This window comes from Gordonia sp. YY1, assembly GCF_009872315.1.
Taxonomy (GTDB): domain Bacteria; phylum Actinomycetota; class Actinomycetes; order Mycobacteriales; family Mycobacteriaceae; genus Gordonia; species Gordonia amicalis.
The window spans coordinates 1-24,133 of the sequence record NZ_WXYI01000014.1 but is presented as its reverse complement, the minus strand read 5'-3'; the positions used below and the strand labels follow the sequence as shown (position 1 = coordinate 24,133).

Genomic DNA, 24,133 nt, shown 5'->3' with positions numbered 1-24,133 from the left:
CGACACGTCACGCGTCGTCGAGCTTGTAGACCCGGACCGCGGTGTCGCGGAAGATCCGTCGCAAGGCCTCGTCTCCCCATGGCGACGCGCAGTCGACGAGGGCTCCGACGAGTACGTCGATCGCGGCGTTGGGCCGGTCGATCGGGTAATTGGACCCGAACATGACGCGATCGGTACCGAAGTGGTTCACGACGTGTTCGACGAACGGACAGATCATCTCGGCGAGTGTCGTCTGCCCGCCGATGTTGCCCCACCGTTCGTGGCCGTAGCCGAGGACCGGCATCGCGAGACCGGAGAGTTTCACCACCACATTGCGATACGACGCCAGGGTGGTGATCCGTTCCCGCCATAGCCGCCAGATGTCCGCGCGCGCGGCGGCCGTCGCGCCCGTGCGAGTCCCGATCGGGCCGAAAACCCCGGCCGGCATCCCGAAATGATCGAGCACGATGGTCGTGTCCGGATACTCCCTCGCCAGCACGATGACGTCGTAGAGCTGATGGGAGTAGACCGCCGCCTCGAAGACGAGCTTGCGCCCCGCGAGCTCGGCGAAGCCGTCGAGGAAGGCGGTCGACGACAGGATGTTGTCGGCGTCGCCACCGTCGCGGACGCGTGGATCGGGGTGACGCGTCGCCACCAGCCGGACGCCTCGGACCCGCGGTGAGACGATGAGCTGCTGGTCGAGTGTCTCGGCGAAGTCGTGGTCCCGTGGATCACCGTGGGCGACGATCGCTCCGAGACGGGGAGCCCCCGCCTGACCGAACGGGAGGTCCTCCAGATAGCGCGTCTCCTCCACCGCGGTGCTGTGGGCGGACGCCTGTTCCCCGGCCGGAAACGCCTTGCGCCAGTGCGACTCGACGTGCACGACGGTGTCGATGGGCACACCGACGACCGTCGGCACGAGTGCGGCATCGGTGGCGTACTGCCGCGGCCCGTAGGGACGCGCGACCGTTCGCGGTGTCAGCACGAACTCGCGGTCGGCGCGCGAGGCGACGAGCGGAAACACCCGGTCCCCCAATCGGGGGACGAACCCGTACAGGCGCGACGAACGGGTTGCGGCCCAGGGAGTGCGCCGCAGATTCCAGTGCTGCACATGCGCGTCGACGATGGCCGGGAGGACACCGTCGAGGGACGTCATGCTGGTACCTTGCCATACCGGATCACAGTCCGACATACGATGGCGGATCCTGAATTCTGTCGGGTCGAGAGGCTAGTGTTGGGTCTCTTGGAAGAGGCGGGGACGAACGCCGACGGAGGTTGTCCAGAGAGAATGGCGAGCCACTCACGCCACACGTTGCATCAGCTGCGAACAGCGGTGAACCGGCAGCCCGACCGGTTCGCGACCAACGTCTTCACCCGGATGTTCGCGATCGACCCCGACCTCCGGGACCTGTTCGGCGTCTCGATGGCCGCACAGCAGATCGCCTTCCATCGCGTGATCGACCACGTCCTCGAAGCCATACCGGCAGAATCCGGCCACGCCGACCTCGTCGAGTTCCTCGCCCAGCTCGGTCGCGACCATCGCAAGTTCGGCGTCGAACCCGAGCACTACCACGTGATGTACTCGGCGCTCATGGGCGAGTTCGCCAGTCTGATGGAGGGGTACTGGGACTCCGAGGCCCAGCAGACGGTCTCCCAGGCGATGATGCTCGTCACCGGCGTGATGCGTGGGGCGGCCGAAACCGCCACCCATCCGGCGCGGTGGACGGCAGAGGTCGTCGAGAAGTACCGCATCAGCCGCGACCTCGCCGTCGTACGACTCATCGCGCACGCGCCACTGACATTCATCGCCGGCCAGTACCTCGAGGTCCACATCCCGCAGTGGCCGAAGCAGTGGCGCAACTTCTCGCCGTCGATCCCCCCGAATCCGGCCGGTGAGCTGGAGTTCCACGTACGGGCGATCCAAGGTGGGGCGGTCAGTTCGGCGATCGTCAGCGAGACCAGCGTCGGGGATGTCTGGACGCTGTCCCAGAGTCACGGCACGTTGCACGTCGACCGGGATCAGCCCGTGCTGATGGTCGCCGGCGGTACCGGTCTCGCCCCGCTGCGTGCGCTGCTCATCGAGATGTCCAAGCGCGCGGACTCGCCGCCGACCCACATCTTCTACGGCATGCGCCATCCCGGCGAACTCTACGACCTCAGTGTGCTGCGGCGGATCGCCGCCACCAATCCGTGGTTGCAGGTCACCGCGGTCTCGGAGGAAGAACGCGACCCGTGGTGGATCAGGGCGGTGGCGACGCCGGCCGAACTCGGGATCGAACACCGCATCGGCACCCTCGCCGACGTGGTTGTCGGCGCCGGGAACTGGGAAAACCATCAGGTGCTGATCGCGGGGTCGGCGCAGATGATCGAGGCGACCCGGCGACAGCTGATCATCGCCGGGGTGCGGGCGAGCCGCATCCAGCACGACCCCGTCTACTGACCCCGGGGCGCTGATTCTCCCGGCGCCGGCACCTCGATGGTGGTCGTCTCCGTCTCGGTGATCGTGGCAGCCGACACCTCTTCGGTCACCGTGGTCGTCCGGGTGACCGGACGCGGCGTGCTGGTGACCGTCGTGGTGCGGGCCTGCGGCGTCTCGGTCTCGGTCTCGGTGACCGTCGTCGCGTCTGCGGTGACGGTCACCGCCGCAGGGGTCTCGGTGACCGTCACCGGAACAGCTTCGGGGGTGGCCCTCTCGGCGGCCAGGATCAAGGTCAGCCCGACGGCGCCGAGGAACACCGCGGCGCCGATCGCGGCGCCGACGAACCACCAGCGTCGCCCCGTCGACACCCGCGTGGCCCCCGCCGGGGCCGACAGCGCCACCAGGGCGGCGTCGGCCGCGCCGATGGCCGACGCGAGCGGGGGGTTTGCGGCGACCGTGACGGGTCGCTGCGCCGCGTACTCGAAGGCGGGAGCGATGCCGGGCATCTCCGCGCCGGGTCCCACCACGATGATGGAGGTGATGTCGCGACCGCGCGGGAGCTTGGTGACCGCCGTCGCCAGAGCGGACGCCCCGTCGGGATCGGTGACGGGCGCGAGCCGGTTGGTGGTGAAGTCGGCGGTCCCGAGGACCGCACCCGACGTCGTGTCGACCGTAGCCACAGTGGTACCGGCCGCCGGGGCGGCATCGCGATCGAGGTCCACGACGGCCACGACGCCGCCTCGGGTGGCGTGGGTGCAGGCGATCTCGGCGAGCGCCGAGGCGTATCCGGTGACGACGACGCGGCGATGCCAGGATTCGCCTGCGGCGTCCGAGGCGAAGGCTTGCGCCAGGTGCTTGCGGACGTCCTCGCGAGAGGCGGAGACACCGATCTGGTCCACCACGACCGGAACCGAATCGACGAGTACGATGATCGCGGCCTCGACCGCGGGGGCCGAGGAATCCGGCAGGTCGACGAGATTGCTCGCCAGGATGTGCCCGTCGGCGTCCCGCACGACGGACGCGATCTGGTCGTCGACGACGGATATCCCGAGAACCACGGATCCGGGCAGTCCCCCACCCGCCGGATCTTGGGTCATCGTCACCTCCACATCGACGTTTGCCCATGAAGCCTAGCGGCTGTTACGCGATCCGTGGCAGCCGGACCGTCGCGGAGTACCTCGCCAGACCGACTCGGCCGGATGCTGGGTGTATGCGGCGTCGCGCACCGCCTCGTCGGTCTCCAGCCCCGCACCGAGCGCACCGCCGACCGTGGCGAGCGAACACGTCAGCCACGCGACCTCCAGGTAGTCGGTGATCCCGGGATCGTGGCCGAGTGCATCGCCGAAGACCTGCGGGACCACCAGGCACAGTGCGCCGGCGGTCGCGAGTACGAACAGAGCCGCATAGAACGCCGCGACGCCCAGCACGACGGTGATGACCGTGACGGTGTTGAACAGGACGATCTGTTCGCGCGACTGCCGCGACGATCCCCGCTCCCACAGGTCGGCGCCGATGATCAGGGTGGCGGTGATGGCGACGATCGAGCCGACGGCGACGCCGGTGAGCCGGACCCATCCGAAGGTGTCGGCCAGCAGCCAGATGTCGGCGGTCACCAGTGCGAACACGCCTGCGGCGATGGCGCCCGTGAGCGCACGGGTCAGCCCGAGCGCGAGGCGCCACGGCCGATTGGCGCGGACCATGCCGGTGAGGAGTCGGAGGTTGCCGGTCAGCACCCGGGCGGTGAAGGCGGTGCTCTCCTCGTCGGTGTCGGTGCCGAGCTGGCGGACGCGGTGCCGTAGCGGGGAGCGAGACGGCGACTTCTGATGCTCTCGGAGATCGTCCGCGTCGGCGCCGAGGAGCTGAGCGAGGAGACCGACCACCGTCCCGCGCGTCCGCTGACGCAGGCCGGTCGGACCGAGCGCGGGAACCGACAGGACCGCAACGCCGTGCACCGCGTTGGCATGGGCGACGACGGGGCGGCGTCCCACGTGTAGCGGCAGGTCGGTCAGGCAGACCACGAGGTCCCATTCCCGTTCGAGGAGAAGGTCTCTCGCGGCGTCGACGATCTGGGCGTCGGTCGCGGGCGGCTGCACCACGGACACCTCCACGACCTCGACCTGCCATCGGGCTCCGGGGAAGGTCGTCTGCACGTGCTCGATCAGATCCGCGTCGACGAGTTTGCGCGCGAGACCGATCGGCTGTCCGGGCGCGGCGACGACTCCGAGGACAACCGCCGGTTCGTCGCCGGATGACGACGCCTCGTCCTCGAACTCCATGTGGCGCCCTTCGTGTGGTGGTCGTCGCCCGGCGGCGACGAAGTGATCAGGCGGTGAATGTCTCGATCAGGGTGTGCTGTTCGACGGCCGAGGGAGCCTGCATCCCCGGCGCCTGCTTGTCGGAGTGCGACGCACGGAACGAGTCCGACTTCAGCCACGCCAGGAAGTCCTCCCTGGCGTCGAATTCCATCGTGGACACGTAAGGCAGGCCGTCGGCCTCCGGGCGCATCAGTGTCGCGCGCTGCAGGCCCGGGACGCCCTTCAGCGTGCTGCGCATCGACTCCGAGAACGCTTTCTCGAATGCCTCGGCATTCTCGGTGACATCGATGCGGTTGGTGATCACGAACATTCGTCGACTCCTGGACTCGGGTCTGATGGTCGCCGCCATCTTACCGACACCGTGTCGGCAAGAGGGCGGCAAGGTCAGCCGAATCGCTTCGCGAGCGCGCGCAGCGTGCCCTCGATGCCGTGACCGTTCTTCTTGTCGTACCCGATCAGTTCCATGATCTTCGGGATCTTGAGCGTCGAGTAATCGAAGGTCTCGGTGACCTGTGTGGTCGTCGGCGACGTGGACACCAGTTCCCAGCGCCAGCGATGGCCCATGGGGTGCTTCCATTCGACGACCTTGTCGGTCTCGACGTCGGTCGCGGTGGACGTGATGGTGTACGGGACGCCGAACTGCTTCATCCCCACACTGAATCGCGCGCCGGGGGTGAGCTTCTCCGGCCCCTTGACGGGTGTGTCGCGCACCGTGCCCGAACCGTCGAGTTCGTGATGCCGGTGCGGGTTGACGACGAGGGCGAAGACGTCGGCGACCGGCGCATCGACGACGATGCGCCGGGAGACGCGGTGCGGGCCCGTGTCAACGGTGGTAACGGTGTCGGATGCCATACATCCAACGTACGCGGGCCCTGCCGGTCGGTTCGCTCAGTCGACGGAACGCTTGCGCCGCGGCTGCCACACGACCAGCGCATTGGTCCGGGGCACCGGGACCAACTCGCCGCCGCGACGGTTCCGCGACGCGGCAACCTCGTCGGAGAGTTCACGGATACGCTGCTGGAGCGCCTCGACCTGATTGCTCAGATCGATGATCCGTTTGATACCTGCGAGATTGACGCCTTCTTCCTGCGAGAGACGCTGGATCTCTCGCAGGAGTTCGACGTCGCGGGAGGAGTAACGGCGTCCGCCCCCACTCGTCCGCTGCGGGGTGACCAGACCCAGACGGTCATAGGTGCGCAGGGTCTGGGCGTGCAATCCGGCGAGCTCGGCGGCCACCGAGATCATGAAGGTCGCGCCATCGGCGTCGAAGTTCTTGTGGCCGGCCATCACTCATCTCCCCCAGTTCGCCCGTGGATCGAATCCGCTTGCCCGCTCGGCCTGATCGTAGGCACGCATCGCCTCGATCGCGGCGTCGTCGAGCTTGTCCGGCACCGCGACCTTGACGGTGACGAGCAGGTCGCCTGCTCCGCCGGACCGCTTGGGGACGCCGCGGCCACGCACGCGGAGCGTCCGGCCGTCGGTCGTGTTCGGTGGGATCTTGACCCCGACCGAACCCTCGAGGGTCGGTACCGAGACCGTCGCGCCGAGAACGAGTTCGGAGATCCGCACCGGCAACTGCACGCGAAGGTCGTTGCCGCTGCGCGTGAACTGCTTGTGCGGGGTCACGTGCACGACGACGTACAGGTCGCCCGACGGCGCTCCGCGGCGTCCGGCCTCACCCTGTCCGGCAAGCCGAATCCGTTGACCGTCTTCGACTCCCGCCGGAATGCGCACGTTGATGGTGCGGGTCCGATTCTTCACGCCGCTGCCGGAGCAGTCGCCGCACGGGTCGTCGATCCGCGAACCGGTGCCCTGGCAGTCCTGGCAGGGTTCACTGAACCCGAACGCGCCCTGGTTTCGGCTGACGAAACCGGAGCCGTTGCAGTTGGGGCACACTCGCGGGCTGGTGCCCGGCTTGGCGCCTGAACCGTGGCAGGTCGTGCACGGGGACGGGCTGGTCACCCGCAGCGGGACCGTCGTACCGAGGGCCGCGTCCTTGAAGGACAGCGTGGTCTCGGTCTCGAGATCCTTACCGCGACGCGGACGGCTGGCCGTCGATGTGCGTTGGGTTCCGCCGCCACGGTTGAAGAGACCCTCGAAAAGGTCCCCGAAACCGCCGGCGCCTCCCCCGCTGGTCTGGGCACCGCCGAACAGGTCACCGAGATCGAAGTCGTTGCCACCGGTCGTGTAGGTCGTACCGCCGCCGGGGAAGCCACCCGGGAATCCGTTGCCGCCTCCGCGGAATCGTCCGCCGGCGAACATGGCCCGGGTCTCGTCGTACTCTTTGCGCTTCTCGGGATCACTGAGCACGCTGTGGGCTTCGGACACCCGCTTGAAGCGCTCTTCGGCCGCGGAATCGCCGGGATTGGCATCCGGATGCAGCTCGCGTGCGAGCTTGCGATAGGCCTTCTTGATCTCTTCAGCCGAAGCGTCAGAAGCAACGCCCAGGTCCTTGTAGAAGTCGTGTTCCAACCACTCACGTTGTGGAGCCACCAGACGTCACCTCCTCAAAAGTCTTTTTGTTGTCTGGATTGATATTTCGGTTGTGTTCGTACTCTCGCCAGAGAGCCCTGAGGTGCGAGGCGCGTGCTCTCGCTCCTCGCACCCCAGGGCCACAGACGGTCGATCTATTGTGCACCGGTCGGGTCGCCGGCGGGCTCCGGATCGGTGACCGTCACCATGGCGGTACGGATCACCTTCTCGCCCAGCCGGTAACCGCAGCGATACACTGCGCCGATGACGGGGTGGTCGCCGGTGCCGTCGTGCTGAACCGCCTCGTGGAGTTCAGGGTTGAACTCGTCACCCGGGGCACCGAAGGCCTCGAGGCCCTCGGTGTTCAGCACACCGGCCAGCTTGTCGGCGACGGCCCGCAGCGGACCGCTCTCGAGATCGCCGTGCTCACGGGCACGGTCGAGGTCGTCGAGAACCGGCAGGAGCTTGTCGATCAGGATCTGCTTGCCGTAGGCAACCGATCCCTGCTTCTCCTCGGCCGCGCGTCGCCGGAAGTTGGCGAACTGCGCGCGTTCCCGCTGCAGATCCGCCGTCAGTTCGGCGACCCGCGCATCTGGCGACGTCGCATCGGCCGGCTGTTCGTTGTCGGACTCGTCCACGACGGGTTCGGCGTCGGCCGGGCCGGGGCCGGCGGCCGGCTCGTCGCGCACCTCACCCGTTTCCGGGTCGATGCGACGACGGTCGGTCACCGTCACCGGCTCCTCGCCGGACCCATTCGTCGAATGGGATCCTGCGGTCACTTGTTCTCCTTGGCGTCGGCGTCGTCCACGACCTCGGCGTCGACGACATCGGACTCGCTGTCGGCGGCTGCGCCGGCTTCACCGTTGGGGGATTCCGCAGCGGCGTTGGCGTAGATCGCCTGGCCGAGCGCCTGCGACTCCTCCGACAGCTTCTCGATCGCGGTCTTGATCGCGGCCGAGTCGGTGCCCTTCAGCGCTTCCTTAGCGTCGGCGACCGCAGCCTCGACCTTTTCCTTCACGTCGGCCGGGACCTTGTCCTCGTTGTCCTTGAGGAACTTCTCGGTCTGGTGGACCAGCGACTCCGCCTGGTTGCGGGTCTCGGCCTCCTCACGACGCTTGCGATCCTCGTCGGCGTGAGCCTCCGCGTCCTTGATCATGCGGTCGATCTCGTCCTTGCTCAGGCCGGAACCCTCCTGGATGCGGATCGAGTTCTCCTTGCCGGTGCCCTTGTCCTTCGCGGTGACGTGCACGATGCCGTTGGCGTCGATGTCGAAGGTCACCTCGATCTGCGGGACACCCTGCGGCGCAGGTGCGATGCCGCCCAGCTCGAAGCTGCCGAGCAGCTTGTTGTGCGAGGCGATCTCGCGCTCGCCCTGGTACACCTGGATCTGCACCGACGGCTGGTTGTCCTCGGCCGTGGTGTAGGTCTCCGACCGCTTGGTCGGGATGGTGGTGTTGCGCTCGATCAGCTTGTGCATCACGCCACCCTTGGTCTCGATGCCGAGGGACAGCGGGGTGACGTCGAGCAGCAGCACGTCCTTGACCTCACCGCGGAGAACACCGGCCTGCAGGGCGGCGCCCACGGCGACGACCTCGTCCGGGTTGACACCCTTGTTGGGCTCGCGGCCACCGGTCAGTTCCTTCACCAGATCGGTGACGGCCGGCATACGGGTCGAGCCACCGACGAGCACGACATGGTCGATGTCGCCGACGGAGATGCCCGCATCCTTGATGACGGCCTGGAACGGGGCGCGGGTGCGCTCGAGCAGATCAGAGGTGATCCGCTGGAACTCGCTGCGCGAGAGCTGTTCGTCGAGGAACAGCGGGTTCTTGTCGGCGTCGACGGTGATGTAGGGCAGGTTGATCGAGGTGCTCTGCGAACTCGACAGTTCGATCTTCGCCTTCTCGGCAGCCTCACGCAGACGCTGCAGAGCCATCTTGTCCTTGGTCAGGTCGATGCCCGAGGTGGACTTGAACTTCTCGACGAGCCAGTCGACGACGCGCTGATCCCAGTCGTCACCACCGAGGTGGTTGTCACCGGAGGTCGCGCGGACCTCGACCACACCGTCGCCGATCTCGAGCAGCGAGACGTCGAAGGTGCCGCCACCGAGGTCGAAGACCAGGATGGTCTGTTCCTTCTCACCCTTGTCGAGTCCGTACGCCAGCGCGGCCGCGGTGGGCTCGTTGACGATGCGGAGCACGTTGAGGCCGGCGATCTGGCCGGCTTCCTTGGTGGCCTGACGCTGGGCGTCGTTGAAGTATGCGGGCACGGTGATCACGGCGTCGGTGACGTCTTCACCGAGGTACGCCTCGGCGTCGCGCTTGAGCTTCATGAGCGTGCGCGCGCTGATCTCCTGCGGGGTGTACTTCTTGTCGTCGATCTCGATCGTCCAGTTGCCCTCACCCATGTGGCGCTTGACCGAGCGGATGGTGCGGTCGACGTTGGTGACCGCCTGGTTCTTGGCCGGCTGACCGACGAGTACTTCTCCGTTACGCGCGAAGGCGACCACGGACGGCGTGGTCCGCGAGCCCTCGGCGTTGGCGATGACCGAAGCTTCGCCACCCTCGAGCACCGAAACCACGGAGTTGGTGGTGCCGAGGTCGATTCCAACAGCACGAGACATGTTTGGCTTCCTCCTAGTTTGTGGGTGTGCACCCAAGTCCTTGTGCCCCCGCGGCCGGAGACGCGGGGATGATGTCCGAACCCTGCGCGAGGTGGACTTCAGTGCGTCCGACTCATGTCCTACTGAATTCGGAGCGGCGAGTCAAACCTACTTGAGTCTGGATCGCTCAGGTTTCTCGAAGTGTGTAACGGGGGTCCCACGGGGTTTGTTCCCGCGCCGCCGGGAAAAGTTGAGCGGATTTCGCTCAAGCCGTGTGGTCCTTGACACACCGGCCGCCACCGTGCAGATTTCAACAGGAAGCAAGCGATTCCACTTCGACGAATCCGAGGACCCGCACATGACGCTGCCCCGACCGACGACCGCCGAACCCGGCTCCGCTCCGATACGTCCCTATCGGATCGCCGTGTGGGGTCCCGGCGAAGTCGGTGGCGCGGTCATCCGTGCCGCGGTCGCCGACCCGGCGTTCGAGGTCGTCGGTGCGCTGGTGCACAACCCGAAGAAGGACGGCAAGGACATCGGTGAGCTGGTGCGCACCGATCCGATCGGGATCGCCGCCACCAGAGATCGCGAGGCCTTCAAGGAGCTCGACGTGGACTGCGTCGTCCTCACCCCGGCACCGGCCGCGGTGATCAAGGGGCTCGACGACGACGTCATCGATCTGCTCGAGTCCGGGAAGAACGTCGTGGCGACCGCCGCCTATCACAACGTGTCGATGCCGAACTGGCTCAGCCCCTTCCGCAAGTCCCCGCAGCGCATGCTCGAGGCGTGCCGCACCGGCGGCGCCACCCTGCACGGGACCGGTGTCCATCCGACGTTCATCGTCGAACGGGTCGCGATGACGATGGCCAAGGCGATGTCGTCGGTCAGCCATGTGCGATCGGTGGAGGCCGTCGACTTCTCCCGGGCCGGGTCGATGTGGGGCGGCCTGGAAGCACTGGGTTTCGGCGCCGATCCGGACTCCCTCAGCGCCGAGTCCCCGGTCGCGCGCGGCGGCGACATCTACTACGGCGACCTCACCGGCAACGTCGCGCACGCGTTGTACGGCGCGGACAGTGCCGAGGTCAGGGTCGAGACCTCATTGCGCGGACTGCCCGCCGAACGTGACGCCCAGGTCGGTGCGACGACCATCAGGAAGGGCACCGCTGCGGCCCTGCATTTGACTCATCGCGGCTACCTCGGCGACCACCACTTCTTCACGAACGAGGAATGCTGGTATCTCGCTTCGGTACCCACTCAGCCCGCTCGCTCCGCTCCCGGCGCCGAACTCGTGTACCGGGGCGATGACCTGCCGTTCGGCGGGTTCACCAGCCCGATCGCGTACACGCTGGTCATCAGCGGCGAACCGGCCGAGATGCGGACACAACTCGAGTTCGGCATCGGGTCCGGGCACACCAACCCGATCACGACGGCGTCGGTGCGGGCCGTGCTCGATGCCGTCCCGGCGGTGGTCGAGGCCGAACCGGGCATCCTCGTCGACGACGTGGGCCCCCACTACCGGCACGACGACCGGGTCCGACTCCCGTGAGCCAGGAGCCGATGAGCCACGAGGCGCGGCCGGAGGTCGCCGCGTGGAACGGCCTGGTCGACGCACTCCGGACCGCCGGCGACAAGCTCGCGGCCGACACCGCCGACCTCGATTCGGCCGAGCAGGCGGACGGGTTCCGTGCACTGGTCCGCGGGCTGTCGAATCAGTTGTCGCGCTTGGAAGCCGACCGTGAACGTCCCGAGTTGGTGCCGTTCAACGGGTGGCGACACAAGTTCCTGATGGACAATCCCGACTTCAAATACTGGGTCACCGAGGTCCGCGGGGACCGCACCTACCGCATCCGCGGGAACCGCGGGGATGCGTCGTACCTGTCGGTCACCGTCTACAAGCGGACCGGCGGCATCGGCTCGGAGGCGACAGCCCGCATCGACAGCGACGCCATCGGATTCGATGACGACGGCGGCTTCGAGATCGTGGTCGGCGGTACCGCGCCGGGTGCCGGGGACTGGCTGGACCTCCCGGAACGCTCCGGGGCGATCTGGGTCAGGTTCTTCCACGGCGATGTCGCACACGACGAATTTGGCTGGTGCAGTATCGAACCGGTGGTCGAACCGCCGGTTCCGCCGTCGATCGATCCGGACAGGTTCGCTTCTGCGCTGGGCACGTTGGCGGCCACGACGTCCATGCTGCCGACGATCTTCGAGATCTCGACGAAGGACGATCTCGATCCGCCCAACACCCTGCGGCACTGGTCGGAGATGGCCGGGGGCGCGGTGTTCACCGAACCGGGCATCCACTACGTCCGCGGTGGCTGGCAGCTCCAACCGGATCAGGCGCTGGTCATCGAGGGCGACACCGTCGAGTGCCGATACTGGAACATCCTGGCCTACAGCCGATTCCTGAACTCCCTCGACTTCCGGTACCGGCCGGTGTCGTACACCGGTGCCACCGCCACGGTGGTCGACGGTCGCTACCGCTTCGTCGTCGCGGCCGAGGATCCCGGTGTCGGAGACTGGATCGATTCCGAGGGACGGGACTTCGGCATCGTCGTCATGCGCTTTCTCCAACCGACGGACACCCCTCCCCTGCCCTCGGTGCGGGTGGTGCAGCTCCACGAACTGCGAGGTGAATGATGGTCGCCTGGACCCCGCCACCGCGCACAGCGGTCGCCGAGAACATCTATGCGGCAGCGGAAGCCGATCGCGCTGCACGACCCGATCGGTATCGGCTGGGCGCCGGCGCGGTCGATGCGATCGTCGAACGGGCCACCGCGAAGCACGGGGTCGAGGGTCTGGGCGAGCCGGCGCAGTGGCGTCCCGGTCTGGAGCAGTACCTGGAATCGGCCGGCGAGGACGGGCGGTTGAACGCCGTCGGCGTCCGGAATGCGCAGGACGCGGTGATCGGAAAGCTGCGGGCGCGCTCCATCTTCGACAAGACCCTGCGGGAGAACCCCTCGGTGAGTGAGCGTGATGTGCTCCCGCCGATCGTGATCATCGGGGGCTGGCGCACCGGGACGACGTTCCTGTATCGGCTGATGGCCCGCGATCCCCGTCTCCGCGCGCCACGCCCGGTGGAGTTGTACGCCCCGTGGCGGGTTGCACAGCTGTCGCCGGACGAGCGCGAGCAGCTGATCGAAACCCAGGCCGCCGAGCCCAATCCACTGCACATGCTGAATCCGGCGATGGCCGCGGTCCACGATTCCGGGCCGGCACTGCCCGAAGAGTGCGTGCTCGGAATGGGCACGACCATGCGCAACTGGGCGTTCAGCTCGACGATGCGCCTCGACAGTTACTCGCGCTGGCTGGCGGAGCAGGACTTCGCCGGCGAGTACGCGGCGCACCGCACGATGCTGCAGATCCTCGACGATGGTTCCCGACGACGCTGGCTGCTGAAGGCACCGGCCCACACTCCCGAACTCGCCGACCTCGCACAGACATATCCCGGAGTCTGCATCGTTCATCTTCACCGCGACATCGTGGAAACCGTGGCCTCCGGCGCGAGTCTGTTCGCGACATACCGGTCGACCTACAGCGACGACGTCGACGGGCACGACGTCGGGCGGTTCCAGATCCAGCAGTCCGAGTTGTGGTTCCGGCGGGCACTCGAATTTCGCGACTCCCCTGCAGCCGGATCGGCGACCGTCCTCGACATCGACTACCAGGACCTGGTGTCCCGACCCGAGGAGACCGTCGGCCGGGTCTATGCCGCGGCCGATGTCGAACCCCCCGACATCTCGTCGATGCTCATCGAGCACAACGCCGAGCAACCGCGGCACGGCAAGGGCAGACATCGTTACGGTCCCGAGGAATTCGGGATCGACCCCGGAGCCTTGCGCGAACGGATGGCGTTCTACACCGACGTCGTCGCCGAGTGGACGTCGCACCCGGTGTCCTGAGGGCAGGACGACGACCGGTTGCACTTGTGTATCCGACGAGCCGATTTCTCGCCCGCACACCGTCGAACGGGGTTACCGTCGCGGTGTCGGACTCGGGAGGTCGAGATGGGCGAGGTCACGTCGGTAGAGGCCGAGACGGATGTCCGGTGGGTGCCGTGGCGGGTGGCGCCACATTCGGGTTTCGAAGTCGACGATCCCACGGGCAAGGGCAGCGTCCGGGTGGTCCAGGTCGACGATCGGCAGTTCGTCGTACTCAACACCTTTCGTTACTCGGACCCGGATGTCGAGAAGGACCTGTCGACGCGACTGGTCCGCAGCGGGATGAGTGACGCCCGGGCACGCGCGGCAGTTGACGACGCGCGGACTTTCGTCCCACGTGAGGACAATCCCACGGATCTGGCGTCGGTCCCGCGCTTCATGCGGTGGTTCGAGGACTCGTACGGGCGGCACACGCTCGCCGCGATGATCCATGACGAGCTCATCAGCGACGCGGTCAACTCCGGCGCGCTGCAGAGTGACACGCTCTCCGACCGCTTCTTCCGGGAGATGATGCGTACTTCCGGGGTCCCCTGGCTGAAGCGCTGGCTCATGTGGTCCGCGGTGGCGCTCCGCACCCGTTGGGTCGCAGGCGGTTACCGCCGGTGGAGCATCGTGCTGTGGCTGTTGCTCAGCGTCGTCGGGATCACTGCGACGGTCGGTTCCGCAGGCGCGTTGCTGTTCGACTGGCCGTGGCCGGTGTCGTCGCCGGCGTGGTCGCTCGTGGTGGCACTGCTGATGATCTTCGTCGCCGCACCGCTGTGGGGGCGGCAGTGGGCCGCCAGCCTCATCGCCGCGGTCGGGGCGTTGTGGCTGGTGCCTGCTGCTGCCATGACCAGTCTCGCCTGGGTTGTGTACAGCGCCTTGGAGCGGATCGCCCGCGCTGTGGGATTGCGATGACACGACAGCGGGGCACCGCCGGTTGAAATCGGACGATGCCCCGCTCGTGTATGTCAGGCCGCGCTGACCTGTTCTCCCGCTGCGGGTTCCAGTGCCTGCTCGACGATCTCGGCGACATCGGTCATCGGACGCACGTCGAGGGCGTCGAGGACCTCGGCCGGCACGTCGTCGAGGTCGGGTTCGTTGCGCTGCGGGATGAAGACGGTCTTCAGCCCGTTGCGCTGTGCGGCGAGCAGCTTCTGCTTGACCCCGCCGATCGGCAGGACACGGCCGTTCAGCGTGACCTCGCCGGTCATGCCGACCTCGGCACGCACCCGTCGACCGGTCGCCATCGACACCAGTGCGGTGACCATGGTGACGCCCGCACTCGGCCCGTCCTTGGGCACCGCTCCGGCCGGAACGTGCACGTGGATGGTCTTGTTGAGCAACTCCGGTTCGACGCCGAGCTGCTCCGCGTGCGCCCGCACGTACGACAGCGCGATCTGTGCCGACTCCTTCATCACGTCGCCGAGCTGGCCGGTCAGCTTCAGTCCGGGATCGCCGTCGGTGGCGTTGACCTCGATGAAGAGGACATCACCACCCATTCCCGTGACGGCGAGACCCGTTGCGACACCGGGGACTGCGGTTCGTTCGGCCGATTCCGGGGTGAACCGGGGACGGCCGAGGTAGTCGCGCAGGTCCGGCTCGTCGATGGTGATCGGTGCGCTCGCCTTACCCTGCGCGAGGTTGGTCGCCGCCTTGCGCAGCGCCTTTGCGAGAAGCCGTTCGAACTGTCGCACACCGGGTTCCCGGGTGTAGTTCGCCGCGATCTCGCGGAGCGCCGCGTCGGTGACGGTCACCTCGTCGGTGGTGAGTGCCGCACGCTCGGCCTGCCTGGGCAGCAGGTAGTCGCGCGCGATGGCAACCTTGTCGTCCTCGGTGTAGCCGTCGAGGGTGACCAGTTCCATGCGGTCGAGCAGGGCCGACGGGATGTTCTCGATGACGTTGGCGGTCGCGAGGAACAGGACGTCGGACAGGTCGAGATCGAGGTCCAAGTAGTGGTCGCGGAAGGTGTGGTTCTGCGCGGGGTCGAGGACCTCGAGCAGCGCCGCGGCCGGGTCACCCCGGTAGTCCGAGCCGACCTTGTCGATCTCGTCCAGCAGCACAACGGGATTCATCGATCCCGCCTCGCCGATGGCACGCACGATGCGGCCGGGCAACGCACCGACGTAGGTGCGCCGGTGCCCGCGGATCTCCGACTCGTCGCGCACACCTCCGAGGGCGACGCGCACGAACTTGCGGCCCAGGGCCCGGGCGACACTCTCGCCGAGCGACGTCTTGCCGACGCCGGGCGGACCGGCCAACACCATGACGGCACCCGATCCACGTCCGCCGACGACCTGCAGGCCGCGTTCGGCGCGTCGTGCTCGCACCGCGAGGTACTCGACGATGCGGTCCTTCACGTCGTCGAGGCCGTGGTGGTCGGCATCGAGGATCTCGCGGGCCCCCTTGATGTCCGTGGAATCCTCGGTGCGGGTGTTCCACGGCAGGTCGAGGACGGTGTCGAGCCAGGTGCGGATCCACCCGGTCTCCGGCGACTGGTCGCTGGCGCGTTCGAGTTTGCCCACCTCCCGGAGTGCGGCTTCGCGCACCTTCTCGGGCAGGTCGGCTTCGTCGATGCGCGACCGGTAGTCGTCGGCACCCTCGGGTTCGTCCTCGCCGAGTTCCTTGCGGATGGCGGCGAGTTGCTGACGAAGGAGGAATTCCTTCTGCTGCTTGTCCATTCCCGCACGGACGTCCTCGGCGATCTTCTCGCTGACCTCGGACTCGGCGAGATGGTCGCCGGTCCACTCGATCAGCAGGCGCAGGCGCGCGGCCGTGTCGGGTGTTTCGAGGAGCTCACGTTTCTGCTCGTCGGTGAGCCAGGATGCGTAGCCCGAGGTGTCGGCGAGGTCTGACGGGTCGGTCATCTTGTTGACCGCATCGATGAGCTGCCACGCCTCGCGACGCTGCAGCATCGCCAAGACGAGTTTCTTGTACTCGCCGGCCAGGGTCCGGACCTCGTCGGTGACCTCGGAGTCTTCGACCTCGGTCACATCGACCCACAGCGCCGCGCCGTGGCCGGGCGTACCGGTCCCGATCTGAGCCCGCTGCTCACCCTTGACGACGGCGGCCAGTCCACCGCCGGGGATACGCCCGACCTGCACGATCGAGGAGATCACCCCGTAGGTGGGATACCGGTCGTCCAGGCGTGGGGCGACCAGCAGTTTTCCGGTCTCGCTCGCCCGCGCGGCGTCGACGGTGGCCTGAGCGGCATCATCGAGCGGGATCGGCACGACCATGCCGGGCAGGACGACAACGTCCGGGACGAAGAGGACCGGCAGTGAATATGTCTGCGACATGAAACCTCCAGAGTTAAGCCTGACCGACTCAACTGAGGTGGCTGGAAGTTTGTTCCCGCGTGGTTTATGCCAGGGGCGAACGAAGATGTAGCTTCTCACCGAACGTGTCATTTTCTCATCGGCTTGTCATAGGCGTGTCATCGTTCTCATCGGGCTGTCATGCGGCACGATAGCAAAATGCCTGATCAGATCGGTGCGACCGAGATTCGCTTCGTTACCGAAGCCGGTGACGAGACCATCAGTCAGGTCAGGGATCACTCGATCAGCTCGATGGCCCGAGCCCAGCCAGTGCGCCTGCCACCGTCCCACGCCGGCCAACGCCACTATCCAGGTCTTTTTTGGACCCGTACAACAGCCGACCACGTGGTTTACGAAAGCCTTCTCGAACGCGACCGCATCTTGCTTGCCGACTTCGATCCCGAAGTCGTTTGGATCACGGCGCAACCTTTCTGGATCACCGGCGACGACAGAGGTACCGGCCGACGCCACTGTCCCGATCTCCTACTGACGCGGGCTGATGGGTCATATTTGGTCGTGGACGTCAAGAATCCACGAATCGCGCAGAAAGACGAGGTCAAGGCCGTGTTCACGTGGACCAAGGTGGTGTCCAAGCGCCTCTCCGCCGATTATGAGGTTTGGACCGGCGAGGACTCGGCGTTGATCAACAACATCAGATTCGCTTCTCAGGCTCGCCGCGAGTCGCGCGCGGCCCTGTTCCAGACGGTGCTCGAACGATTTCCAGAGGAGCTCTCAATCGCGCACGCTGAAGCCACACTCGCAGCCGAGCGGATTGCACGGCCTCGACACATCGTCCTCGAGCTTCTGTGGACGGGCACCTTCACGGCCGATCTCACCCGGCCATTCGGCGACAACACCTTGATCCATCGAGCCGAGGCCGTATGAGCAACACTTATCGACTTGCTGTTGGCGATCGGGTGTGGATCGACGGATCCGTGGTCCGCATAGTCGAGATCAGCGACAGTCGGTCGATAGTCGAATCGGATCGCGGCACACGAGCGGTGAGCACTCCACACCTCGTGAGGTCTTCTCAGCCGCTCGACGCACCTCGCAGGCCCTGCGAGACGTCCGGACAACTGCTTTCGAATCTTACGAAGAAACAGCAAGAGACTTACAACGCACGGCTCGCCGTCGTCGAAGCAGTACTGGAGATGCATCACAACAGCGGCGACTCTATCGGTCGCAGCTCCGAAACGGTCGCTCTCGCACACAACATGTCTGACCGCACCGTCAAACGCTGGGTGAAGGCGTATCAAGAGTCAGGACCAGCCGGCCTCGTCGAAGCAAGGAAGCAGCGCTCGCCGATCGACCCACTCTGGCGGGAGGCGTGCCTCGACGTACTCAATCGGTACACACGCGAATCCACACCCAGCAGAAACATAGTAATCGACCAGGCCAACAATCTGCTGACCGAGCGGTGTGGCGCCGATCTGGCGCCCACCCCATCCAATGCGACCGCCTACCGCTGGCTGGACGAGCTCTCCAAGGGTCGCTATTCATTTGGCAGCGGAAAGGCACGGCGAATCGCCGCCGACCGGCCGGAGGCCCCGTATGGCCGTTTGCGCGCCACGCGCCCCGGAGAGTACTTCGTACTCGACACAACGCGCCTCGACGTGTTCGCGATGGAGCCGATCACGCTGCGTTGGGTGCCGGTCGAACTCACTGTGGCGCAAGACCTCTATACACGCTGCATTGTCGGTCTGCGCCTGACCCCGATTTCAACCAAGGCAATCGACGTGGCCAATGTGTTACACCAGTCGGTCACGCCCCAAGAACCGGTCGACGACGGAGCGTGGCCGTTTCACGGCGTGCCTAGTTCGATCGCAATCGAACGCGACGACCCGACCGCAGACGATGCCACTCCGAGCATCCCAGGCTGCCTACCCGAGTCAATCGTTGTTGACCATGGCAAGATCTACCTCTCGCACCATGTCAGATCCGCCTGTGCGCGACTCGGAATCTCGATTCAGCCTGCGATCGTAAAGAAGGCGTCAGACAAGCCAACTGTCGAACGCTTCTTCAAGACCATTCGGCTCGGCCTGCTTCAGCAACTGCCGGGCTACAAGGGACCCGACGTCTATCACCGCGGTGAAGACATTGAGAGTCAAGCGTTCTACTACGTCGCCGAGCTTGAGTCGATAATTCGCGAGTGGACAGCTCGGGTGTACCACCGGTCGAAACACGAAGGCTTGTGTCTCCCTGAGACGCCCGGCCTCGAGCTATCACCGCTCGAAATGTACGAGATCGGCCTGGCTCGCGCCGGTGGACTCACCATCCCGTCCTCACCGGACCTTGCGTACGAGTTTCTCAATGTGGAGTGGCGCACGATCCAGCACTATGGCATAGAAGTGGATGGGCGCCGATACGATGGCGCGGCGCTCAACCCTTACCGGAATAGCAAGTCCAACTTCGGTGGTCCGAAGGCTAGAAAATGGCCAATCCACATAGACAGCGGCGATGTTCGACGCGTGTACTTCCGCGACCCCTCATCTGGCAAATGGTCGCCTCTGGTCTGGGAGCACGCAGGTGGACTCGACCAGCCCTTCTCCTCGGACGCCGCCGACTACACCAAGCTTCTGGCCGTCCGCGAAAACCGGCATGTCGACCCACAGGACGCCGTCCGCAACCTCCTCGATGAGTGGTCCAAAGGCAACACCAAATCCAAGCGCGACCGCGCCCTCGCACGACGCCTGGCCAGCACCCGTTCCACGGCAAGCGATACTGGCGATGGCCAACCTGACGACGAGATTGCATCACTGCCAGGAGTTATCGACCTTCTCGCGAGGAGAGCAGAACGTCGCCCTCCAGGTTGGGATTTGGACGATGACCTCGATGTGTTTGAGAAGTACCAAGGTGCAGACGATTCGAGCTATGAGGTATTCGACGAATGAGTAACCCATGGGCACTATGGCTTCGAAACAATCAACCGCATCGCTACAACCTGGCGTCAAAAGTGGGCTGGCACGACTTCGTGCATTCGCCGCCGCGCGCGAGCCTGGAACTCCTCACGAAGGGACAGATCGCAGCGCTCAGCGACGACGAGCGCGAAGACTACAACGAAGCTCGCTTTGTATGGAATGCCAACCTCCCGACTGTCAAGACAGCTCAACTCACGCACGCCTTCGCTGTCATCGATCAAGTCATGGCGTCCAACCGTCGCGATGGCGACCGCCTCCGCGGATCGGTCGTGATCGACGCCCCGCCAGGTCTCGGTAAGACCACCATCGCCATCCGCTACGCAAGGCAGTTCCATCGAACTGCAATTCGCCGCCTCAGCAGCGAGACCGCCGCAGGCGATCAGCGTATTCCGGTCGCCTTCATCCCGCTCGATGCTGGAATCACCCTCAAGGGCCTGAACAGAAAGATCCTCGCCTTCTATGGCCATCTGGGGGTAGCTGGTGCGAATACTTCTGGTTTGGGTGCGCTCGCGGTCGACTGCGTACGGAGCTGCGAGACTCAGATAATTGTCATCGATGACCTTCACTTCATCGACTTTCGAGACCGTCACGGTCGCGAAGTAAGCAATCATCTGAAGGGCTTGGCCAACGAAATGGCGGTCACGTTCATTTACGTCGGTGTACGCCTCACAGAGAAGAAGTTCTTCGACGAGGGCCTGGGAGGCGATGACGGTGCCGTGTACGCACAGACTGCCCGCCGTGCCACACGTGCACGCGTCGCGCCGTTCAACACCGACTCCGATGCCAGCAACGTCGCCTGGATCTCGCTTCTCAACGCCCTCGAATTGCACCTAATGCTCGCCGCGCAAACGCCTGGGACACTATCCGATTTCGGCAAGGAACTCTTCCGCCGAACGCAAGGGCACATCGGTTCACTGACGAACCTGCTCGATCGGGCCGCCTATCTGGCTATTAAGACGGGCACCGAGCAAATTACTGCGAGCATCCTGGAGGAGGTCGTCGTTGACAATGCCGCTCAGCGGCTCACCACTCCCAAGAGGTGAGAGAACCGACGCGGAGCAACTACCCTCCGCAATTGCGATACCAGACGGGTACAACCCGCGGCGGCTTCCCATACTCGTCGCCCCCAGGGACGATGAGACCGCACCGAGTTGGCTGCGCCGTTTCGGCCACCGCTACGGACTCACCGCACGCGCGCTACTCCGAGAACTCGGGATTCCAACGAGTGCCTGGTCCCCCACACGAGTCTCTGCGCATATCGCTGAGCACAGTGATTTGATTGTGGATACGGTGGGGCTACCGGACGAACGAGCCCGATACCTCCGGGCAGGACTCATATCCGAGGCTGTTTCCGCATTTCGCACGCACTGGGAACGGTACGGTAAGTCTTCGGAATCGATGCCCCTCGACCCTTCCTACTGTCCCGAATGCCTTGCTCAGCAAGGATACTGGAACTCGACATGGTCACTGCCGCTACACCGCGTCTGTGTCGAACATGCGATCTTGATGCCTACCAACTGCCCTCGGTGCGCCGAGACGCCGTGGGCGGGCACGAGTTGGCCCAATAGCACCGACCCCAACTGGGCCTGTCCGCAGCGCGACAATCGCCCCCGAACACCAAGAACTCGACACGCATACTGCGGCCACGACTTGCGCGACGTCGAGTTCCGTAGGGTTGCCCCCGAGATCGTTGAAGCTCAGGTTTGGATTCTCGAACTCGCACGCGGTGCATCAGAGCCTTCGACGAACAGCTTTGGCGGTCAGCGGTTCAGTACACGCGAATACTTCGACGCGGCTCTGACGCTGGGCAAGCCCATTATGAGCTGTCAAGCAGCAAGCGACCCTGACGCCGCGTGCCTCGAGCAACTCCTCAAGGTAAAGTCCATCCTCTGCGAGGAGGACGTTCATGCGGCTCATTCGCTCGCCGTAGAGCAGAGCGTCCTTACTCCAGGAACCTGGCTTCTCAGGGACGGCCGAGATTTGCCCCGTAGTCGGACGAATGCGGTTATCGGCCACCTCGCCATCACCCCGCTCGCCGAAAAGCTATCGCCGACGGCACAACTGACGTTTCGAGTTGCTAGTGGGTGTGCCCGTTATCCGACGGCCCACGAGATCCCGGGCAACCACATTCCTCTCTCGTCGATACCTCAAGTTCACTGGACGGGATTCCGCGACTACACGACTGCGAAGGATCGCGCCGTCCTTTCCATGCTCCTTGCACGGTCTGGGACCGCGAGACCTTGGGGCCATATCGCTTTCGCGCTAGGACTGCCTCACGAATTCTCGCGCTACCCACCACTACTCATCCGCCAGATCAAGCGCAGCGGCGATTGGACCGACACCCTGGATCAGATCGAGAACCAGACCCGGGAACTGCTCACCGGCCCGCCTCCTATCGATTACCACCGCCGGCGGCTTCAACTTGCCAATCCAGATCTCACGATCTCCATTGCGAGAATTCTTAGCACGAGCCGCACGTTCAGAGCAGTGACTCCACACGCGCTAGCCGTCGCGATTTGGGAGGTCTACACCGGCGGGGCCGCCGAGTTCGCGACAGAATCGCTCTACTCTGAGGATTCCAACGACGGCGATCTCAGCTCGGCGCGCAACCTGGTACGCGAGCAGTGGTCCACAATCCGATCAAACAGCCTGTTGCCTGACCTGGGATTCGGCGAGGAGCCACTTGAATGGCGCCCACCTTGAAGGAGCTACGTGCAGACAGGACACTCCGGCAACAGATCTGACTCGCGCTCGTCAGTGGCTTCGAGAATGCCCTCACTCTACCGCGGAACGCTTGAGGCGGATCAGCACATGTGCCGCGCAGATGTCTACGAGGCGAATGAGTCATACCGACGCCACGGGCTCAAAGGAGTCGGGCAACTCAACTCACTGATGGAAATCCTCCTGCAGCACACCTTCAACGCCGCAAGTCCACGCTATACACCGTGGGAAATTGATCGAGAACCACCAGGGCGTGCAATCTCCCTGCCGCCGACGGCATGGCCGCCGAGTTCGGAACCGACCCTTGCGACACGCTACCCGGATGGTCCGACGAACTGGTAGTCGAACGCCTCGGTCTTGATCGGGCATCGCCCGCAGGGTCGCGCGAGGTGTGGGCATTCGTCGGCGTCGCTTGCAACAATGCCCATGTGAAGTTCCGTCGCCGCAACCTCGAAGCTCTTGGAAACCTCGTCGTGGGCAACCTCGGACGCGACGATGCCCAGAACGTCGACGAAGTTCGGTACTTCCCGTATCGCTCCAGCATGTACATCACTGAGTTCTTTCAAGAGTTGGAGACGGAGTACCAGCACGACGGCTCCACCCGCCACCGGTGGGTTGCCGACGTGTGACGTGTAAGGGCTCGGGACATGCTTGACGTCGTGTCGTCGGGACATCGTTGACGTCTCACGCTTGTCGGTGGTCGCAGTCAGAGTGTGGGGGGTGTCCTTCTCTGCTGAGACTGAATCCGATGCTGAGATCGCTGCACGGGTGCGTGTGGAGGTCAGGTTCCGTGCGGTCACCGAAGTCGCCGACGGTGCTCCGGTCATCGAGGTCGCTAACCGTTACGGTGTCTCTCGCCAAACGGTCACGGCGTGGCGCAAGCGCTATGCCGCATCAGGTCTGGGCGGTTTATCGGATCGATCTCGCCGACCGCGTACTAGCCCGAACCAGATCTCTCCACAAGTGGAGGCGACGATCTGCGAAATGCGACGCACCCACCGGCGGTGGGGTGCCCGGCGCATCGTCTACGAACTCGGACGCCTCGACCCTTATGCGCCCGCGCCCGCGCGGGCCACGGTGCACCGCGTGCTGGTACGCAACGGATTGGTCAATCCTCAAGAGCAGCTACATAAACGGGTCTACAAGCGATGGGAGCGGGAAGCTCCGATGCATCTGTGGCAACTCGACCTGGTTGGAGGTGTGTTCCTGGCTGGCGGCCGGGAATGCAAACTGTTGACCGGCATCGACGACCATTCCCGCTTCGTCACCGTCGCCGCGGTTCTCGAGCAGCCCAGTGGCAGTGCCGTGTGTGAAGCGTTCGTCGGGGCGATGAATCGATGGGGCGTGCCGTTCGAGGTGCTCACCGACAACGGCAACCAGTTCACCGGCAGACTGAGGTTCCCCCCGAACCGTAGAGGCATCGATAATGAGGAGCACGATGCCAGAGAAGCGGAAGAAGTACGACCGGGA

At 65.3% G+C, this 24,133-nt stretch carries 21 protein-coding genes and 1 pseudogene; 12 read left to right on the top strand and 10 right to left on the bottom strand.

Annotation, left to right across the window (positions count from 1 at the left end):
- Positions 1 to 7: 7 nt before the first annotated feature.
- A complete protein-coding gene (locus BPODLACK_RS16985) occupies positions 8 to 1,135 on the bottom strand; it encodes an amidohydrolase family protein (protein WP_236577702.1) in 1,128 nt (375 codons plus the stop codon).
- A 132-nt stretch (positions 1,136 to 1,267) separates the two neighbouring features.
- On the opposite strand from BPODLACK_RS16985, the gene BPODLACK_RS16980 reads away from it, so the two are divergent.
- On the top strand, positions 1,268 to 2,419 hold the full coding sequence (locus BPODLACK_RS16980; protein ID WP_006437657.1) for an FAD-binding oxidoreductase: 1,152 nt from the start codon (positions 1,268 to 1,270) through the stop codon (positions 2,417 to 2,419).
- Here the strand turns inward: BPODLACK_RS16980 and BPODLACK_RS16975 are convergent.
- From BPODLACK_RS16975 to dnaK, 8 genes are all read right to left on the bottom strand, one after another.
- Positions 2,413 to 3,495, bottom strand: a complete 1,083-nt coding sequence (locus tag BPODLACK_RS16975) for a hypothetical protein (RefSeq protein WP_159405769.1) — start codon at positions 3,493 to 3,495, stop codon at positions 2,413 to 2,415. The two genes, BPODLACK_RS16980 and BPODLACK_RS16975, sit on opposite strands and share 7 nt — an antisense overlap.
- A 33-nt stretch (positions 3,496 to 3,528) precedes the next feature.
- Complete coding sequence (locus BPODLACK_RS16970) at positions 3,529 to 4,674, bottom strand: hypothetical protein (RefSeq protein WP_006437655.1); 1,146 nt, start codon at positions 4,672 to 4,674, stop codon at positions 3,529 to 3,531.
- Positions 4,675 to 4,720: 46 nt separating this feature from the next.
- A complete protein-coding gene (locus BPODLACK_RS16965) occupies positions 4,721 to 5,023 on the bottom strand; it encodes an antibiotic biosynthesis monooxygenase family protein (RefSeq protein WP_006437654.1) in 303 nt (100 codons plus the stop codon).
- 74 nt (positions 5,024 to 5,097) lie between these two features.
- On the bottom strand, positions 5,098 to 5,565 hold the full coding sequence (locus tag BPODLACK_RS16960) for an SRPBCC family protein (RefSeq protein WP_006437653.1): 468 nt from the start codon (positions 5,563 to 5,565) through the stop codon (positions 5,098 to 5,100).
- A gap of 36 nt (positions 5,566 to 5,601) precedes the next feature.
- Positions 5,602 to 6,000, bottom strand: coding sequence for a heat shock protein transcriptional repressor HspR (locus tag BPODLACK_RS16955; RefSeq protein ID WP_006437652.1), 399 nt, complete (start codon positions 5,998 to 6,000; stop codon positions 5,602 to 5,604).
- Positions 6,001 to 6,003: 3 nt separating this feature from the next.
- A complete protein-coding gene (gene dnaJ, locus BPODLACK_RS16950; protein ID WP_024499621.1) occupies positions 6,004 to 7,206 on the bottom strand; it encodes a molecular chaperone DnaJ in 1,203 nt (400 codons plus the stop codon).
- Between the two features lie 134 nt (positions 7,207 to 7,340).
- The gene (gene grpE, locus BPODLACK_RS16945) at positions 7,341 to 7,964 is read right to left on the bottom strand and encodes a nucleotide exchange factor GrpE (RefSeq protein ID WP_024499620.1); all 624 of its coding nucleotides are present in this window, start codon (positions 7,962 to 7,964) and stop codon (positions 7,341 to 7,343) included.
- On the bottom strand, positions 7,961 to 9,808 hold the full coding sequence (gene dnaK / locus BPODLACK_RS16940) for a molecular chaperone DnaK (protein WP_024499619.1): 1,848 nt from the start codon (positions 9,806 to 9,808) through the stop codon (positions 7,961 to 7,963). Before dnaK ends, grpE begins: the two co-directional genes overlap by 4 nt.
- Positions 9,809 to 10,145: 337 nt before the next feature.
- On the opposite strand from dnaK, the gene BPODLACK_RS16935 reads away from it, so the two are divergent.
- The 4 genes from BPODLACK_RS16935 to BPODLACK_RS16920 all read left to right on the top strand — a co-directional run bounded on the left by BPODLACK_RS16935 (position 10,146) and on the right by BPODLACK_RS16920 (position 14,625).
- Positions 10,146 to 11,333, top strand: a complete 1,188-nt coding sequence (locus BPODLACK_RS16935) for a hypothetical protein (protein WP_236577701.1) — start codon at positions 10,146 to 10,148, stop codon at positions 11,331 to 11,333.
- A gap of 11 nt (positions 11,334 to 11,344) precedes the next feature.
- Entirely contained in the window at positions 11,345 to 12,427 is a 1,083-nt protein-coding gene (locus BPODLACK_RS16930) for a DUF1214 domain-containing protein (RefSeq protein WP_159405768.1), read from the top strand.
- Entirely contained in the window at positions 12,427 to 13,689 is a 1,263-nt protein-coding gene (locus BPODLACK_RS16925; protein WP_159405823.1) for a sulfotransferase family protein, read from the top strand. Before BPODLACK_RS16930 ends, BPODLACK_RS16925 begins: the two co-directional genes overlap by 1 nt.
- A gap of 105 nt (positions 13,690 to 13,794) precedes the next feature.
- Positions 13,795 to 14,625: a DUF1353 domain-containing protein gene (locus tag BPODLACK_RS16920; RefSeq protein WP_159405767.1), complete on the top strand. Its 831-nt coding sequence runs from the start codon at positions 13,795 to 13,797 to the stop codon at positions 14,623 to 14,625.
- A gap of 53 nt (positions 14,626 to 14,678) precedes the next feature.
- Here BPODLACK_RS16920 and lon read toward each other — a convergent pair whose 3' ends face one another.
- A complete protein-coding gene (lon, locus tag BPODLACK_RS16915; protein WP_159405766.1) occupies positions 14,679 to 17,006 on the bottom strand; it encodes an endopeptidase La in 2,328 nt (775 codons plus the stop codon).
- A 177-nt stretch (positions 17,007 to 17,183) separates the two neighbouring features.
- On the opposite strand from lon, the gene BPODLACK_RS16910 reads away from it, so the two are divergent.
- The 7 genes and pseudogenes from BPODLACK_RS16910 to BPODLACK_RS16885 form a co-directional block, all read left to right on the top strand.
- On the top strand, positions 17,184 to 17,909 hold the full coding sequence (locus tag BPODLACK_RS16910; protein WP_006369927.1) for a TnsA-like heteromeric transposase endonuclease subunit: 726 nt from the start codon (positions 17,184 to 17,186) through the stop codon (positions 17,907 to 17,909).
- Positions 17,906 to 19,915: a helix-turn-helix domain-containing protein gene (locus BPODLACK_RS16905; protein WP_079931101.1), complete on the top strand. Its 2,010-nt coding sequence runs from the start codon at positions 17,906 to 17,908 to the stop codon at positions 19,913 to 19,915. The genes BPODLACK_RS16910 and BPODLACK_RS16905 overlap by 4 nt, the downstream gene beginning before the upstream one ends.
- Positions 19,912 to 20,985 (top strand): ATP-binding protein, encoded by a 1,074-nt coding sequence (locus tag BPODLACK_RS16900; RefSeq protein ID WP_006369929.1) that lies wholly within the window; start codon positions 19,912 to 19,914, stop codon positions 20,983 to 20,985. The genes BPODLACK_RS16905 and BPODLACK_RS16900 overlap by 4 nt, the downstream gene beginning before the upstream one ends.
- Positions 20,951 to 21,433: pseudogene (locus tag BPODLACK_RS23925) on the top strand (TniQ family protein); the annotation flags it as partial. The gene BPODLACK_RS16900 and the pseudogene BPODLACK_RS23925, both read left to right, overlap by 35 nt.
- Before the next feature lie 159 nt (positions 21,434 to 21,592).
- Positions 21,593 to 22,645, top strand: a complete 1,053-nt coding sequence (locus tag BPODLACK_RS23610) for a hypothetical protein (protein WP_020169780.1) — start codon at positions 21,593 to 21,595, stop codon at positions 22,643 to 22,645.
- A 296-nt stretch (positions 22,646 to 22,941) separates the two neighbouring features.
- Entirely contained in the window at positions 22,942 to 23,292 is a 351-nt protein-coding gene (locus tag BPODLACK_RS23605) for a hypothetical protein (protein ID WP_010844931.1), read from the top strand.
- A gap of 91 nt (positions 23,293 to 23,383) precedes the next feature.
- A partial coding sequence (locus BPODLACK_RS16885) for a helix-turn-helix domain-containing protein (RefSeq protein WP_236577700.1) occupies positions 23,384 to 24,133 on the top strand: 750 nt, incomplete at its 3' end.

Bases quoted from the DNA above. Each gene is read 5' to 3' on its own strand.
- BPODLACK_RS16985 (WP_236577702.1), bottom strand. From the start codon at position 1,135: ATGACGTCCCTCGACGGTGTCCTCCCGGCCATCGTCGACGCGCATGTG.
- BPODLACK_RS16980 (WP_006437657.1), top strand. From the start codon at position 1,268: ATGGCGAGCCACTCACGCCACACGTTGCATCAGCTGCGAACAGCGGTG.
- BPODLACK_RS16975 (WP_159405769.1), bottom strand. From the start codon at position 3,495: ATGACCCAAGATCCGGCGGGTGGGGGACTGCCCGGATCCGTGGTTCTC.
- BPODLACK_RS16970 (WP_006437655.1), bottom strand. From the start codon at position 4,674: ATGGAGTTCGAGGACGAGGCGTCGTCATCCGGCGACGAACCGGCGGTT.
- BPODLACK_RS16965 (WP_006437654.1), bottom strand. From the start codon at position 5,023: ATGTTCGTGATCACCAACCGCATCGATGTCACCGAGAATGCCGAGGCA.
- BPODLACK_RS16960 (WP_006437653.1), bottom strand. From the start codon at position 5,565: ATGGCATCCGACACCGTTACCACCGTTGACACGGGCCCGCACCGCGTC.
- BPODLACK_RS16955 (WP_006437652.1), bottom strand. From the start codon at position 6,000: ATGGCCGGCCACAAGAACTTCGACGCCGATGGCGCGACCTTCATGATC.
- dnaK (WP_024499619.1), bottom strand. From the start codon at position 9,808: ATGTCTCGTGCTGTTGGAATCGACCTCGGCACCACCAACTCCGTGGTT.
- BPODLACK_RS16935 (WP_236577701.1), top strand. From the start codon at position 10,146: ATGACGCTGCCCCGACCGACGACCGCCGAACCCGGCTCCGCTCCGATA.
- BPODLACK_RS16930 (WP_159405768.1), top strand. From the start codon at position 11,345: ATGAGCCACGAGGCGCGGCCGGAGGTCGCCGCGTGGAACGGCCTGGTC.
- BPODLACK_RS16925 (WP_159405823.1), top strand. From the start codon at position 12,427: ATGGTCGCCTGGACCCCGCCACCGCGCACAGCGGTCGCCGAGAACATC.
- BPODLACK_RS16920 (WP_159405767.1), top strand. From the start codon at position 13,795: ATGGGCGAGGTCACGTCGGTAGAGGCCGAGACGGATGTCCGGTGGGTG.
- lon (WP_159405766.1), bottom strand. From the start codon at position 17,006: ATGTCGCAGACATATTCACTGCCGGTCCTCTTCGTCCCGGACGTTGTC.
- BPODLACK_RS16910 (WP_006369927.1), top strand. From the start codon at position 17,184: ATGCCTGATCAGATCGGTGCGACCGAGATTCGCTTCGTTACCGAAGCC.
- BPODLACK_RS16905 (WP_079931101.1), top strand. From the start codon at position 17,906: ATGAGCAACACTTATCGACTTGCTGTTGGCGATCGGGTGTGGATCGAC.
- BPODLACK_RS16900 (WP_006369929.1), top strand. From the start codon at position 19,912: ATGAGTAACCCATGGGCACTATGGCTTCGAAACAATCAACCGCATCGC.
- BPODLACK_RS23605 (WP_010844931.1), top strand. From the start codon at position 22,942: ATGGCCGCCGAGTTCGGAACCGACCCTTGCGACACGCTACCCGGATGG.